The organism is Varunaivibrio sulfuroxidans (genome assembly GCF_029318635.1).
In the GTDB taxonomy this organism is placed as follows: Bacteria; Pseudomonadota; Alphaproteobacteria; order Rhodospirillales; family Magnetovibrionaceae; genus Varunaivibrio; species Varunaivibrio sulfuroxidans.
Genome location: NZ_CP119676.1, coordinates 2,527,317 through 2,542,797, shown reverse-complemented (window position 1 = coordinate 2,542,797; position 15,481 = coordinate 2,527,317). Strand labels below are relative to the sequence as shown.

Sequence of the window (15,481 nt, the reverse complement as noted above, 5' to 3'; positions counted from 1 at the left end):
TTTTTGCATAGGCGCGCCACACCATCGACATCGGCGCGCCATCCCAGAAGGGTTGGGTCTTCCGCCGTAAAGACGCGTGTGCGCGGCGCATACCCATAGACGCCGAAGACACGGAAATCATAACGACAGCCCACGACAAACATGGGCGTGAAACAGCAGGGAACGCCGTCAAGCGCGCTTTTTCGCACGCTGGTGGTGGAGAAAAGTGTTTACAAACATTAAGGGGAGGGACGGCAAAAGACGAGGAGCCTAAATTATGATTAAAAAATATTTTTATTTGCTGTCGCTATGGATCATCGCCGGTTTTGTCGGCGTCCTTGGCGCGGCAACTCTCCCGGGAACGGCGACGGCTAAGGAGGTCGTCTCCTCGATCGCCCGTGGCGGCATGCTGTACGACAATTGGTATACCGTACTTAAGGCGGGAAAACCGAAAGAAAACCACCCCCTATGGCCAACCGCCAACACGCAAGAAAAGGGCGCCAACACATGGCGCTGTGCATCGTGTCATGGCTGGGACCTTAAAGGCGACAACGGCATGCCCGGTCTAACCAAGCTGAAGGACGCCGACCCCGCCAAGGTCATCGCCGTGCTCAAGGGTAAAAAACACGCCATGGCCGACGAGTTTTCGCAGCAGGACCTTACCGACCTCGCCAATTTCATCACCAAGGGGCAGTTCGACGTCGATAAATATATCGACCGCGCCAGTGGCAAGGCCAAGGGAAACAAGGAAAACGGCGTGATTTACTACAATACGATTTGCGCCAAGTGTCATGGCCTCGATGGAAAGAAGCCCAAGGATTGGGACAGCGTCATGGGCGCGATCACCAATGAAAGCCCATGGGAAGCCCTGCATAAGATCATGAACGGCGAACCCGGCGAGGTCATGCCCGCGCTCAGGGCTTTCGGACCGCAGCTTTCCGCCGATATTCTGAGCTACGCTCAAACCCTTCCGAACAAAAGATAACCACCCGACGATGCGTGACCCACCCTCTCCCTTCATGACTATGGAGAGTCGGGGTGGAGCGCGCTCTAGGGCCGGTCACGCTTTGCCTAACACCATGATCAAAAGGATACCCCGACATGTTTTCACGTTTGTGGAAATGGTTTTTTTCGCCCACGTCGCGCTATGGATGGGGATTGATCCTCGTTATCGGCGGTGTTGGCGGCGCGTTCGCACTCGGCGGTTTCGACACCCTGATGGAACAAACCAACACCATCGGATTTTGCGTTTCGTGCCACGAAATGAGCCAGACCGTCTATCCAGAGTACAAAAAATCGCCCCACTATAAAAACGCCGCCGGCGTGCGCGCCAAATGTTCGGATTGCCACGTTCCCAAACAATGGTGGCCGAAGGTTATCCGTAAAATCGAAGCCTCAAACGAGGTCTTTCACAAGCTTACGGGCACCATCGACACGCCGCAAAAATTCGAAGCCAAACGCCTCGAACTGGCGAAAATCGTCTGGGCGACCATGAAGTCCAACGATTCGCGCGCGTGCCGCAGTTGCCACAGCTTTAAAAGCATGGATTTTCACAAACAAAATCGCCGCGCGGCGCGAAAAATGGAGGCGGCGATGAAAGAGGGTAAAACATGCATCGACTGCCATAAGGGCATCGCGCACCACTTACCCAAGGGATACAAGGACGACCAGGGTTAACGCCGAGTTTTCGACGACTTTATTTACGCCAGCCAGGGCGCGGGCGTCTCCAAGGCGAGAATGTCATCGACGGTGAGGCGGCGACGAATGAGGGCGAATTGATCGCCGCGGACCAAGACCTCGGGCGCGAGAGCGCGGGTGTTATACATCGAACCCTGCACCGCGCCGTAGGCCCCGGCGGTGCGGATCGCCAACAGATCGCCATCGTCCGGCGGCGGCAGAAGGCGGTCCTTGCCGAACAGATCGCCACTTTCGCAGATCGGTCCGACGACGTCGTAGCGCGCCATTTTCGCGTCGCCGCCGGGTTCGCGAACCGGCACGATCTCGTGGTAGGCGTTATATAGGGTTGGGCGGATCAAATCGTTCATCGCCCCATCGACGATGGCGAAATTGCGCGTCGTCCCCTCCTTGGTGCGTACGATGCGCGTGAGGAAAACGCCCGCGTTGGCGACCAGCACCCGGCCCGGCTCGAAGATCAGATGACAGCCGAGATCGCCGACGCACGCGCGCACCACCTCGCCATACGCTTGGGGCGAGGGAATGGGCGCACCGTCCGCGTGACGCGGTTCGTAGGGAACGCCCAGCCCCCCGCCCAAATCCAAGTGTGTGATCTCGTGCCCATCGGCGCGCAACATCGCGATCAGGTCGCGGGTGCGCACGAAGGCGTCGCGAAACGGCGCCAAATCGGTGAGCTGCGATCCGATATGGATCGCCATGGCGCGGGCCTCGATCCCTTTCATATCACGGGCGCGGGCGTAAATTTCATGCGCGCGGGTCCACTCGATCCCAAATTTATTTTCTTTTTTCCCGGTCGAGATTTTTTCGTGGGTCTTGGCGTCGATATCGGGATTGATGCGAATACCGATGCGCGCCTTGACGCCCTTTTCGACGGCGATCGCGTCCAGGAGTTCCAGTTCCCGTTCGGATTCGACGTTGATTTGCAAAATCCCCGCATCCAGGGCAGAGGAAAGCTCTTCGTCAGTTTTTCCAACTCCAGAGAAAATAATCTTTTCGGCAGGAATTCCAGCCATCAGCGCGCGACGCAGTTCCCCCCCCGAGACCACATCCGCCCCGGCGCCCATATCCGCCAGGGTCCGCACCACAGAGAGGTTGGAGTTGGCCTTCAGGGCGAAACACACCGTGCGTTCCAGCCCATCGAGGGCGTCGTCGAAGACCCGATAGTGTCGTTGGATGGTGGCCTCGCTATAGACGTAGCAAGGCGTGCCGACCTGCCGCGCAATATCGCTAAGGGCGACGTCTTCGGCGTACAGGCAGCCATTCTTGTAGGCAAAGTGGTCCATCGGGAATCTTTCGCTAATTCTTTAAGAGACAAGGAATTACTGATTATAGGGATATTCTTGGGGATAGGTGGCGCCACTGGGCGGTTGCGGCGATCCCTTGCGACCACAAGCCGCCAACGCCGTCATCACCATAAGCGCACAGACGATCACGATGCCCTTCGCCGCCCAAAAGCGACGGCCTTGGATCTTATATCTTCCATCGGTTCGCGTCATATCACGCTCTCCTCGATCAGTTTCGCGGATCGCACCCCCGCGCCCGCGGCATTCAATCCAAAAACCTGCGCCGCGCCTCATCGACCGCGCGGCGGACGTTTTCCGGCGCGGTTCCGCCGTGACTGGTACGGCTCTTGACCGAATTTTCAACGCCCAGGACATTGTAGATTTCTTCCGTAATCCCCGGCGCGACGCTCTGCATCTCGCCCAGGGAAAGGTCTTCCAGGCCGACCCCCTTGTCCTCCGCCATTTTAACCAGGGCCCCCGTGACATGATGAGCGTCGCGAAACGGCATCGCCAGCACGCGCACCAGCCAATCGGCCAGATCGGTCGCGGTGGTAAAGCCCTTGCCGGCGTCTTTCTTCATACGTTCCGTATTGAAGATGGCCGTGCGCACCATCGCCGACATTGCACTGATACATAGCTCCAAAGTATCGGCGGCGTCGAAGACCGGCTCCTTGTCCTCCTGCATGTCCTTGCCGTAACTCAACGGCAGCCCCTTCAGGGCGACCAGCAAAGACGTCAGATCGCCGATCACCCGGCCCGCCTTGCCGCGCACCAACTCGGCGGCGTCGGGGTTGCGCTTTTGCGGCATGATCGAACTGCCGGTCGAATACTCGTCCGATACTCGCATGAAGTTGAATTGCGCCGAACACCACAGCACGAATTCCTCGGCCATGCGCGACAGATGTACGGCGATGATCGCCGCCAAGCTCAAAAATTCCAGGGCGAAATCGCGATCCGACACGCTGTCCAGGGAGTTGGCCGTCGGGCGGTCGAAGCCCAGCCTGCGTGCGGTATCCAAACGATCGATGGGAAACGAGGTGCCCGCCAGCGCCGCCGCCCCCAACGGGCTTTCGTTCATCCGCGCCCGACAATCGGCGATCCGCCCGCGATCGCGGCCCAGCATTTCGCAATAAGCCAGCAGATAGTGCCCCAGGGTCACCGGCTGGGCGGCCTGCAAATGGGTGAACCCCGGCATCACGTCGTCATGGTGTTCCCGGGCGCGGTCGATCAGGTCGCGTTGCATGCCTTTTAGCGCGCCGTCCAAGCCGTCCAGGGTATCGCGCACCCACAAGCGCAGATCGGTCGCCACCTGGTCATTGCGCGAACGGGCGGTATGCAGCCGCCCGGCGCCGTCGCCGATCAGCTCGCGCAGCCGATTTTCGACATTCATGTGGATGTCTTCAAGGGCCGGAGAAAAAGCGAACTCTCCCGCCTCGATTTCATCCAACACGCGATCCAAGCCGTCGAGAATCTTGAGGGCGTCGTCTTCGGGGATGATGCCTTGGTTTTTCAGCATGACGCAGTGCGCCTTGGAGCCCGCGACATCCTGGGCGTAGAGGCGCTGATCGAAACCAATCGAGGCGTTGATCGCCTCCATCAGGGCCGAAGGCCCGGCGGCGAAGCGCCCGCCCCAAATTGAACTGGTCGCCCCCTCCGTCATCGGAATTTTACTTTCGTCATCGCGGTTTTTATCGTTATGATCTGTCATCTTATGATTTCGGCTCTCGTGTTTTCAATATGCATGACCACGCGCCGGCGCCGTGCACGCCAATGACCATGTGTCGGCGCCGTGTCGGTGGAATTTACATGAAACGTCCACATCGTCATTTTCCCGAACGCTTTCCCTCCTGGGCGGTCGTTCTCGCGTTCGCAATTGTGGCCATATCCTCGCCGCTTGCAAGGGGAGATGACGCCGCCACCGCGAATTCTGAAATTTCCCGAAAGATCGACCTGAAATCCCCGCGCGACGCCTTGCCCGATATCGCCTTTTTCGACGCCGACGCCAGGGAACATACCTTCAAAGAGTTTCAGGGCAAAGGATTCCTGCTCAACATCTGGGCGACGTGGTGCATTCCCTGCCAGCGTGAGATGCCAACCCTGAACAACCTAAGCGCCATCCTACGTGACAAGGGCATCCCCGTCCTCGCCCTGTCGGTCGATCGCGCCCCCTTTTCAAAGATATCCCGCTTTATCGACAAAAGAGGTTTTACCAACCTTAAAGTGTTTCAGGACGTCAGGGGCGCCGTCGCGCGCAAGTTGGATATACAAGGCCTGCCCACGACCATCATCGTCGATGCCCAGGGCCGTGAAATCGGGCGCATCGTCGGCATCGCCGAGTGGGATAGTCCGGAAAATATCAAGACGATTCTAAAATTTCTGGACACCCCGCCCGATCTTACCTCGGCGCGGCGGTAATGAATAGATGCCCCTACCGGCGCGCGCGCCTTGCTACGTCATGCGATTATCGTGAAAACGAACAACAATCATAAGATTGTATGGTAGAATGCCTTGGAGAGAGTTGTTTTTTCGCGTATAAATTGATATCAATGACGATGGGAATTAATCGCACGGGAAATACCGGCTCCCTCACGACGAACGACAATTTCCTCTCTTCGAAAGAAATCGCGCCCAACCGACGGATAGACGATGGCCAACGAAACTAAAGTTCGCGACCACCGATTTTCTCTCGACGCGGGTCAAGCCGGCAGGCTGGAGGCATATCTCGCCGATCACCACTTCCCGCATATGTCCTCCCTACTGTGCGACTGGACTTGGGAAACGGACGATCGCCTTGAAATCACCTTCATCTCCGAGCGCTTCTCCCAGACCTGCACCCTTCTTGAAAGCACCGTCCTCGGGCGCACCCTGCCCGCATTGACCCTAGCCGACGACAAAGCCGGTTTGGGTGAGGGACGGACATTTAATCTCCTGGAGAACCTGAAGCCCTTTGAGAATGTCGCTTGTTCACTGCTCGACCCGCACGGCAACATTGTCCACATCGCCCTGAGCGGCGCGCCCAGATTCGCCGACGGCGGCATTTTCCTCGGCTATAGCGGGACGGCCTGCAACATCACGCCCCTTCTTGCTTTTCGGCGTCACTACTATGATGAAAAGCGCTCATGCGACGAGCAACCCGCGCCGACCCCCCCTCAGATTGCGCCATCCCCTCGCGATCAGGGGGGCGTAGAAGCGCCCCTCTCCTCGCCCGCCGCCGACCCCGACGCATTCGTCGTCTACGACCCGCATGGACGGATCATCGCGGCCAGCCCGCAATATGCGGCGCTCTACCCCGCCGTGCGCGACCTGATCAGACCCGGCGCCGCACTCGGCGACATTCTCCACGCCGCCGCGCGCCGGCTGCATATCGGCGCGGCGTCCGAAAGTCCGGAGCGCTGGGTCGCGCGTAAACTCGACGAACGCCTACGCCCCCCAAGCGGCCCACAGGAAATTTTTCGCGACGGAAGGTGGTGGCGAATCAGCGAACTGGTGAGCGCCGACGGCAATGTCATCAGCATGCATACCGACATTACCGAGCGACGCAAACACATGCAAAAAGGCCGCGAAAGCGGCGCCCGTTACCGCCAGCTGGTAAACCTGATTCCCGACATGATCTGTACCGTGCGCGGCGGGAATATCACTTGGCTCAATCCTGCGGGCGTGCGTATGCTCGCCGTCGGGGACGCCGGGGATGTCGTGGGCAAACCGCTCAATCACATCGTCCACCCCGATTACCAAATCGTCACCGATAACGAATTCGAGACGCTCTCCACCGCCAGAGACGGCGTGCCGATTAAGATGATCCGCGCGGACGGGTCGTTTTTCGACGTCGAGATTTCTTTGAGACCCTATCCCGACGGCGAACGGCGCCATTGCGAACGACCCGACGGCGAGGTGATGATCATGGCCCGTGACATCACCGTGCATAACCACACCGCCCGAACCCTGCTCGACCGCGAGGCGCGATTGCGCGGAATCATGAACGCCGTCATCGCCGGCATCATTTCGATCGACGCCGATGGGGTCATTTTATCGCTGAACGCCGCCGCGGAGAAAATTTTCGGATACGGGGAATACGAAATCGTCGGTTGTCCCGCGGCGCAGTTGATGGCCGACGCCCCGCCCAAAGACGCCTCGAAGCGAAGGCGCGGGAAAAAAGGCCAAACCCTCACCTTGGATAAAACCAAGATCATGGGAAAAAACCGGGAACTCATCGGCATTCGCAAGGACGGAACGCGATTTCCCCTCGAACTGACTCTCAGCGAATTGTCGCGCAACGACTCCACCCTTTTGATCGGCGTGGTGCGCGACCTTAGGGCCCGCAAGCAGGCCGAAAAGGCGCTGCGCGACAGCGAGGAACGCTACGCTCTGGCGATCGACGGCGCCGCCGAGGGTATTTGGGACTGGAATCTCCCCGAAGATTGCGTTTACACCTCCGATGTTCTCAGGAATATGCTGTCGTACAAGTCCAATCGGATCAAATCGCGCAGTTGGATGAAAACGATCCATCCCGCCGACCGCGAGCGCTTCCGCCGAAGCCTTTTGCAACACCTCAAGGGGAAAAGTGAAATTTTCTCCATCGAATATCGCCTCAACAGCAAAAACATGGGCATGCGCTGGGTTCGCCAACGCGGTAAGGCGCTACGCGACGAGACCGGCAGGGCGTACCGCATCGCGGGCTCGCTCAGCGATGTCACCGAGCGCGTCGCCTTTCAAAAATCCCTTAAAAAGGCCAAGGAAACCGCCGAGGTCGCCAATCGGGTAAAAAGCGAATTTCTCGCCAACATGTCGCATGAGCTGCGCACCCCGTTGAATGCGATCATCGGCTTTTCCGACATCATGTGCACCGGTCTTTTCGGCAAAATCGACGCCCGTTACCAGGACTACATCCAAAGCATCCACGACTCGGGAGCCCATCTTTTGGGTTTGATCAACGATATCTTGGACGTTTCGCGCATCGAGGTCGGGAAACTCGAACTGAACGACGACATTATCGCGCCCCTCGACGCCATCGACGCCGCAGTGGGGTTGGTACGTCCAGACGCCGACGCCGCCAAGATCGCACTCGTCGTGCATATCGAAGACGGCCTGCCCCCGATCCGCGTCGATGCCCGACGGTTCAGGCAAATCTTACTTAACCTGCTGTCGAATGCCGTCAAGTTCACCGCCGAAGGCGGACGCGTCACCCTAACCGCCGCCATCGACCGCACGGGGGCGTTCGTCATCTCCATCGCCGATACCGGCATCGGCATGTCGTCCGACGAAATTAATCTTTCAATAACGCCCTTCGGCCAGGTGGACAGCACGTTATCGCGCAAGTACGAGGGGACGGGACTGGGTCTCCCCCTCGCCAAGAACTTCGTGGAAATGCACGGCGGTCGCTTTTTGCTCGACAGCACCCCCGGCCAAGGCACGAACGTCACCATAATGCTCCCTACCGAACGGGTGATCGACCCGCAAAAAGTTTAGGGCCGGATGCCCTTCCTTTGCTACACTGGCGGACATGGACGTCACGGAATTTCGCATCGCCACCTTCAATCTGGAAAACCTGGACGCCGCCGACGAGAGCGCCCTTGAGCGGCGCATCGCACAATTGCGTCCCCAGTTGCTTCGCCTCCACGCCGACGTTCTGTGCCTTCAAGAGGTCAACGCGCAACACCGTCCCTCCACCGGCCAAGACGTTACGGCGAAACAAGAAGGAACCCCGCCTCCCGAACGCACCCTGGCGGCCCTTGACGCGCTTGTCAAAGGCACCCCCTATGGCGAATATCATCGCGTCCACACCTTCAATCCCTCGGCCAGCGCCGCCATGGACAGGCATAATTTGGTGATCCTCAGCCGCACCGCCTTCGCCCACAGCGCGCAAATTCATCACCACTATATCGACCCGCCCTTGTACCGCCTTTCCTGCGCCGATCCCCCCGCCCCCGAGGACCCTCAACCGGTGCGCTGGGATCGTCCTTTCCAGCACGGCGTCATCACGACCCCCACCGGGGCGCGCCTGCACATTATCAACGTTCACCTACGCGCGCCGCGCGCCGCGTTCGTTCCCGGCTGCAAGGACAACGCCCAAACCTGGAACACCTTGGGCGGATGGTCCGAAGGGTTCTTTCTGGCGGCGGTGAAACGCGCGGGGCAGGCCTTGGAAGTTCGCCTGTTTCTGGAAACCCTGTTCGACGAAGACTCCCAGGCCCTAATTCTCGTCACCGGAGATTTCAACGCCGACGCCCATGAAATTCCACTGCGCATGATCCGCGGCGATGACGAGGATTGCGCCAACGGCGCGTTGCGTTCGCGCATCCTGGTCCCTCTTGAGAACGCCCTCGCCCAGTCACAGCGCTTTTCCGTCATTCACGGCGGGCGTAAACAGATGGTCGATCACATGCTCGCCTCGCAGGCCTTGATGGCGTGGTTTTCCAGAATAGAAATTCACAACGAAGACCTAAACGACGAGTTCGCCACCCCCGCCGTGGTCCCGGACACGCCGCAGTCTTTTCATGCGCCCGTCGTCGCCGAATTCGTTCCGCCGCAAAAGGTTTTTTAATCTCTCCCGCTTGCACACGGCGTTTTCCGGTCTTAGCTTCAAGTTCATGGACACGAACATGAACGAAACCACGCCCCCCCCTGCGGCCCACGATACCGGCGGCGCCCTAACGGCCCTGCGCGCGGAATTGGCGCGGCGCGCCCTCGACGCCTTCATCATCCCGCACAGCGACGAACACCAAGGCGAATACCTGCCCCCCTCGGCGGAACGCCTGGCGCGGCTCAGCGGCTTTACCGGATCGGCGGGCAGCGCCGTCGTCACCACCGCCGCCGCCGCGATCTTCGTCGATGGGCGCTACACGCTTCAGGTCGGCGATCAGGTCGATAGCGCACTTTTTCAAATCCACCATCTGACCCGGTCCCCACCCATGGATTGGATCGCCGGAAATCTTCGCCCCGGCGACGTATTGGGATACGATCCGCGCCTGCATACGACGGCCCAGGTCGCGGCCCTCGACAAAGCCTGCCGGAAAGCCGGGGCGCGCCTCGCCCCCCAAGACGGCAACCCCATCGACGCCGTATGGCGCGACCGGCCGTCACCGCCGATGACGCCGATGCGGCCTTATCCGGTGCGCTACGCCGGACGCGAAAGCGCCGACAAACGCGCGCGGATCGCCCAAACCCTGCGCGCGGCAAAGCAGGACGCCGTCGTCCTCGGCGCGTCCGATAGCATCGCCTGGCTGCTGAACGTGCGCGGCGGCGATCTTCCTTACATGCCTGTCACCCTGGCTTTCGCCATTCTTTACGACGACGGCAAGGTCGATCTGTTCATCGACCGGCGCAAAACCTCCGACGCCTTGATCGCTCACCTGGGTGACGCCGTTCGGGTTCTTGCGCCCGAAGATTTCGCCGCCGCCCTGGGCGCGCTGGGAGAGGGCGCGAAAACCGTGCGTACGCCGCACGGCGTCAACGCCTGGATCGTAGAGACCCTGCGCGCCGCCGGGGCGCGCCCGGACCCCGGCGACGATCCCTGTCAATTGCCCAAGGCGATTAAAAACGACGTCGAGTTGGCCGGCATGCGCGCCGCCCACGTGCGCGACGGCGCGGCGCTCACGCGTTTCCTGGCGTGGATCAAGACCGCCGCCGCCGCGGGCGGGATCGACGAAATTTCCGCCGCCGACACGCTGGAAGGCTTTCGCCGCGAAAACGACGCGTTCGAAGGGCTCAGTTTCCCCACCATATCCGGCGCCGGCCCCAATGGCGCGATCGTCCATTATACCGCCGACCCCCGCAGCAACCGCGCCCTGGAGACGGGCAGCCTGTATCTGGTCGATTCCGGCGGGCAGTATCTGGACGGCACCACCGACGTCACCCGAACACTGGCCATCGGCGCGCCCAACGCCGCGATGCGTACGCATTTCACGCTGGTTTTAAAAGGGCACATCGCCCTGGCCCGCGCCGTCTTCCCCAAGGGCACGACGGGAGCCCAACTCGACGCCTTCGCGCGCCGTCCGTTGTGGGAAGCGGGCCTCGATTACGATCATGGCACCGGGCACGGCGTCGGTTGTTTCCTGGGTGTTCACGAAGGGCCGCAGCGAATCTCTAAATCCCCCGGCACGGTGGCCTTGGAACCGGGCATGGTCCTGTCCAACGAACCGGGCTATTACGCCCCCGACGCCTATGGCATCCGTATCGAAAATCTGGTTGCGGTCGCCCGACATTCCGGGTTCGATCACCCCGGCGGCCCCGGCGACCATGACGGGCTGCAAATGCTCTGTTTCGACACCCTGACCCTGGCCCCCATCGATCGCGATCTGATCGACCTCACCCTTTTAAACGGCGATGAGGTTGCGTGGATCGACGCCTATCACCACCGCGTTTACGACACCCTCGCCCCACGACTGGACGCGGATTGCCGCGCTTGGCTCGCTCGCGCCTGCGCCGTTTTGGGCGCCACCGACGACGCGCGCCGGCGCCAACGTCCATGAGGTGTCCGGAAATGCTTCTTTTTCTCCTTTTTGTAGAGTAAGTTAAAGGGTATGAGGTAATCAGGAGCATGTCGTTGTTCGGTCGTTCGCAGCAAAAAGGTTCCAACGCCCCCATAGGCCCACCCGTCGATCCGGTTTGGGCGCGTGATTCCCGGGGGCGCTTTCACCGTTTCCTTCCCCTAGATCCCGAGGAGGCCGGCCTCAACGGAAAGGGCGGCGTCTTTGTCATCTGGCACGCCGGCGTACAGCCCGCATGGGTCTACGTCGGGCAGTCCGACGACCTCGCCGGGACCTTGCATATGGTGGGAAACGACAAAGATATTTTGTCGTTCGAAGTTAACGGCGGTCTTTTCGTCACATGGTCGTTCGTGCTCAAGGAATTTCGCAGCGGCGTCGTGCGCTACCTAGAAGAAACCCTGCACCCTCTGGTCCCCACCCGCGACGAATGGCCCCAAGAAACCCACCCCATCGCGGTGTTTTCCCCCGGCGGCGAACCCAAGAATCCTAGCGCTTAGCGCCGCGATCGGGATTTCTCGCCGCGCGCCAAGTGCTCTTGCGCAAGAACGACGAGGTCGCCGACGATCGCCGTCAGGTCGAAGTTTTTCGGCGTATAAACCCCGGCGACGCCCTGATCCATCAGCGCGCGGGCATCGTCCTCGGGGATAATTCCCCCGACGACGACCGCCACATCACCAAGCCCAAGTTCCCGCAGACGGCCCAAAACCGAACCCACCAACGCGCCGTGAGACCCTGAAAGGATCGACAGCCCGATCACGTGGACCCCTTCTTGCAGGGCGGTATGGGCGATGTCGTCGGCGGTCAGGCGAATGCCCTCGTAGATCACTTCGAAGCCGGCGTCGCGCGCGCGCATGGCGATTTGCTCCGCCCCGTTGGAATGGCCGTCCAGACCAGGCTTTCCAATCAACAATTTGGGCCGCACCCCATAGCGGCGCTCCAGGTCTTGGATCCGGGCGCGGACCTCTTCCCAGGCGGCGCCCGGCGTTTCCCCCGGCGCGGCGGCGGCGATCTCCCCCGGCGCGGCGGCGCCAATCCCCCCCGGCGCGGCGGCGCCAATCCCCGTGGACGCCCGGTATTCGCCGAAAACGGCGCGCAAGGCGGCCGACCATTCGCCCGTCGTCACCCCGGCGTGGGCGCACGCGATCGAAGGCTCCATGATGTTTTCGCCCTTTTTCAGCGCCGCGGACAGCGCCGCCAAGGCGCCGCGCACCGCATCATCATCGCGCCCGTCGCGCCAAGCCGCCAGGGCGGCGATTTCCTGCGCCTCGACATCGGGATCGACACTGAGAAACGCCGTTTCGCCGCCCACCAGGGGCGACGGTTCTCCCTCGCGGAAGCGGTTGACCCCAACCACGACCTGCGCGCCGCTTTCGATCGCCGCCAAACGCCGTGCGTTGGCTTCGACCAAACGTTGCTTCATGTAGCTATTTTCGATCGCCGCCACCGCGCCGCCCATCTCCAAGATGCGCTCCAATTCGGCCTGCGCACCGCTTTTGAGTTCGGCCACCTTGGCCTCGATCACCGTCGATCCGGCGAAAATGTCGCCGTACTCCAACAAATCGGTCTCATAGGCCACGATCTGCTGCAAGCGCAAAGACCACTGCTGATCCCAGGGCCTGGGCAGTCCCAAGGCCTCGTTCCATGCCGGGAGCTGCACCGCGCGCGCGCGGGCGTCCTTGGACAGCACGACCCCCAACATCTCCAAGGCGATACGATGAACGTTATTTTCCGGCTGTTGTTCGGTCAGGCCTAGAGAATTGACCTGAACGCCATAGCGAAAACGCCGCATCTTCGGGTCTTCGACGCCATAACGCTCGCGGGTGATGGCGTCCCACAGCTCGCCGAACGCCCGCATCTTGCACACTTCGCCGACAAAACGAATGCCGGCGTTAACGAAAAAGCTAATCCGCCCCACCACCTTGGGGAAATCCTCGGCGGCGACGTCCCCCCGATCACGCACCGCGTCGAGCACCGCGATCGCCGTCGCCAAGGCGAACGCCAATTCCTGGACCGGCGTCGCGCCGGCTTCCTGCAGATGGTAGGAGCAGACGTTGAGCGGGTTCCATTTGGGGAGCTCGCCCACGCAAAATTCGACCATATCGGCGATCAGGCCCAGGCTTGGCCCCGGTGGGAAAATATAGGTGCCCCGCGACAGATATTCTTTGATGATATCGTTCTGCACCGTGCCCGACAGGTCTTTGCGGGCGACGCCGCGGCGCTCGGCGGTGGCGATATACAGCGCCAGCAACCACGCCGCCGGGGCGTTGATGGTCATCGACGTGTTCATCCGTTCCAGCGGGATGCCTTCGAACAAGGTTTCCATATCGCCGAGATGGCGCACCGGCACGCCGACCTTGCCGACCTCGCCCTGGGCCAACGGGTGATCGGAGTCATATCCGGTCTGGGTCGGCAGATCGAAGGCGATCGACAATCCGGTCTGGCCACGATCCAGATTGGTGCGAAACAGCGCGTTCGATTGCGCCGCCGAACTGTGCCCCGAATAGGTGCGAAACACCCATGGCCGATCGCGCGATTTTGCTGCGTTTGCGAATGTCTCGTCCATGGTTTTTCGTCCCCGTTTTTCACTGCCCCGCAAAAGGGGCATTAATTGTATGTTTTAACGCGTGAAAATATTCAAATCGCACCCCAAGTCCGCTAATTGTAGCAATTTGTGCATTGCGAAAAAAGAGTGCTTGCGACATAATTTTACCCACACTGCGTGTATGACATTATCGGGAAAACACAATGACCGAGGCCACAGAAGCCCCCTCCCCCGCGCCCGGCGCGGCGAAAAAGGACCTTTATGAGGTCGGCGAGATCGCGCCCTTGGGTCATGTCCCCAAGCAGATGTACGCCTGGGTCATCCGTCGCGAACGCCACGGCGCGCCGGACACCGCGATGCAGGTCGAGGTCGTCGATGTTCCCAGCATCGATTCCGGCGAGGTGCTGGTCATGGTGATGGCCGCCGGGGTCAATTACAACGGGGTGTGGGCGGCGCTGGGCAAGCCGATTTCCGTGTTCGACGTCCACAAGGCGCCGTTTCACATCGCAGGGTCCGACGCCGCCGGCATCGTCTGGGCGGTGGGCTCGAAAGTCACGCGCTGGAAGGTCGGCGACGAGGTCGTCGTCCATTGCAACCAAGATGACGGCGACGACGAGGAATGCAACGGCGGCGACCCCATGTTTTCGCCCTCGCAGCGGATCTGGGGTTACGAGACTCCCGACGGCTCGTTCGCCCAATTCACCCGCGTCCAGGCGCAACAGGTCATGGCCCGCCCGCGCCACCTGACCTGGGAAGAAAGCGCGTGCTATACCCTGACCCTGGCCACCGCGTACCGCATGCTGTTCGGCCACCGCCCGCATATTTTGCGCCCCGGCCACAACGTGTTGGTGTGGGGGGCGTCGGGCGGTCTGGGTTCGATGGCGGTGCAACTGATCGCCACCGCCGGGGCCAACGCCATCGGCGTCATTTCCAACGAGGACAAGCGCGAATTCGTCCTCGGCCTGGGCGCCAAGGGGGTCGTCAACCGGCGCGACTTCGACTGTTGGGGACAACTGCCCGATGTCGATGACGGCGCGGCCTATGGCGATTACATGAAAAGGGTGCGCGCCTTCGGCAAGGCGATCTGGGAAATTACCGGCAAGGGGCGCGATGTCGATTTCGTTTTCGAACATCCCGGCGAGCAGACCTTCGCGGTGTCGTGTTTCGTCGTCAAACGCGGCGGCATGGTGGTTTTTTGCGCCGGCACCACGGGCTATAACCTGACCTTCGACGCCCGCTTCGTGTGGATGCGCCAAAAACGCATCCAGGGCAGCCATTTCGCCCACTTAAAGCAAGCCTCCCAAGCCAATCAGTTGATGATCGAACGACGCATCGACCCGTGCATGTCGGAAGTGTTTTCGTGGGACGACATTCCCATGGCGCACGTCAAGATGATGAACAACAAACACAAACCGGGCAACATGGCGGTCCTGATCCAGGCCCTCAAACCGGGACGGCGCACCCTTGAAGACTGCATCGAAGAATGAGACGGCGCG

Annotated in this window: 12 protein-coding genes; 8 read left to right on the top strand and 4 right to left on the bottom strand. The window is 60.8% G+C overall.

The window, feature by feature from the left end; translation table 11 throughout:
• The first annotated feature begins 256 nt into the window (after nucleotides 1-256).
• Together P3M64_RS11915 and P3M64_RS11910 are read left to right on the top strand one after the other, a co-directional pair.
• Complete coding sequence (locus P3M64_RS11915; RefSeq protein ID WP_132938499.1) at nucleotides 257-964, top strand: c-type cytochrome; 708 nt, start codon at nucleotides 257-259, stop codon at nucleotides 962-964.
• Nucleotides 965-1,080: 116 nt separating this feature from the next.
• Entirely contained in the window at nucleotides 1,081-1,656 is a 576-nt protein-coding gene (locus P3M64_RS11910) for a NapC/NirT family cytochrome c (protein ID WP_132938500.1), read from the top strand.
• A 23-nt stretch (nucleotides 1,657-1,679) separates the two neighbouring features.
• Here P3M64_RS11910 and lysA read toward each other — a convergent pair whose 3' ends face one another.
• Genes lysA through argH form a run of 3 tightly spaced genes read right to left on the bottom strand, consistent with a single transcriptional unit; the run spans nucleotide 1,680 to nucleotide 4,617 of the window.
• Nucleotides 1,680-2,957: a diaminopimelate decarboxylase gene (gene lysA, locus P3M64_RS11905; protein WP_132938501.1), complete on the bottom strand. Its 1,278-nt coding sequence runs from the start codon at nucleotides 2,955-2,957 to the stop codon at nucleotides 1,680-1,682.
• A 36-nt stretch (nucleotides 2,958-2,993) separates the two neighbouring features.
• Nucleotides 2,994-3,170 carry a lipoprotein gene (locus tag P3M64_RS11900; RefSeq protein WP_165886249.1) on the bottom strand — a complete coding sequence of 59 codons (177 nt, stop codon included), beginning with the start codon at nucleotides 3,168-3,170 and terminating at the stop codon, nucleotides 2,994-2,996.
• A 52-nt stretch (nucleotides 3,171-3,222) separates the two neighbouring features.
• Nucleotides 3,223-4,617, bottom strand: a complete 1,395-nt coding sequence (gene argH, locus P3M64_RS11895) for an argininosuccinate lyase (RefSeq protein ID WP_243644738.1) — start codon at nucleotides 4,615-4,617, stop codon at nucleotides 3,223-3,225.
• A 146-nt stretch (nucleotides 4,618-4,763) separates the two neighbouring features.
• Here argH and P3M64_RS11890 point away from each other — a divergent pair, with 146 nt between their 5' ends.
• From P3M64_RS11890 to P3M64_RS11870, 5 genes are all read left to right on the top strand, one after another.
• The gene (locus P3M64_RS11890; RefSeq protein ID WP_165886260.1) at nucleotides 4,764-5,372 is read left to right on the top strand and encodes a TlpA family protein disulfide reductase; all 609 of its coding nucleotides are present in this window, start codon (nucleotides 4,764-4,766) and stop codon (nucleotides 5,370-5,372) included.
• 231 nt (nucleotides 5,373-5,603) lie between these two features.
• Complete coding sequence (locus tag P3M64_RS11885) at nucleotides 5,604-8,423, top strand: PAS domain-containing sensor histidine kinase (RefSeq protein WP_132938504.1); 2,820 nt, start codon at nucleotides 5,604-5,606, stop codon at nucleotides 8,421-8,423.
• A gap of 34 nt (nucleotides 8,424-8,457) precedes the next feature.
• Nucleotides 8,458-9,498, top strand: a complete 1,041-nt coding sequence (locus P3M64_RS11880; RefSeq protein WP_132938505.1) for an endonuclease/exonuclease/phosphatase family protein — start codon at nucleotides 8,458-8,460, stop codon at nucleotides 9,496-9,498.
• A gap of 58 nt (nucleotides 9,499-9,556) precedes the next feature.
• Nucleotides 9,557-11,425, top strand: coding sequence for an aminopeptidase P family protein (locus P3M64_RS11875; protein WP_132938506.1), 1,869 nt, complete (start codon nucleotides 9,557-9,559; stop codon nucleotides 11,423-11,425).
• A gap of 68 nt (nucleotides 11,426-11,493) precedes the next feature.
• Nucleotides 11,494-11,940 carry a hypothetical protein gene (locus P3M64_RS11870; protein ID WP_132938507.1) on the top strand — a complete coding sequence of 149 codons (447 nt, stop codon included), beginning with the start codon at nucleotides 11,494-11,496 and terminating at the stop codon, nucleotides 11,938-11,940.
• Here P3M64_RS11870 and P3M64_RS11865 read toward each other — a convergent pair.
• Nucleotides 11,937-14,006: a protein meaA gene (locus tag P3M64_RS11865; RefSeq protein ID WP_132938508.1), complete on the bottom strand. Its 2,070-nt coding sequence runs from the start codon at nucleotides 14,004-14,006 to the stop codon at nucleotides 11,937-11,939. The genes P3M64_RS11870 and P3M64_RS11865 overlap by 4 nt on opposite strands.
• 182 nt (nucleotides 14,007-14,188) lie before the next feature.
• On the opposite strand from P3M64_RS11865, the gene ccrA reads away from it, so the two are divergent.
• Nucleotides 14,189-15,472 (top strand): crotonyl-CoA carboxylase/reductase, encoded by a 1,284-nt coding sequence (gene ccrA, locus P3M64_RS11860; protein WP_132938509.1) that lies wholly within the window; start codon nucleotides 14,189-14,191, stop codon nucleotides 15,470-15,472.
• The last annotated feature ends 9 nt before the right edge of the window (nucleotides 15,473-15,481 follow it).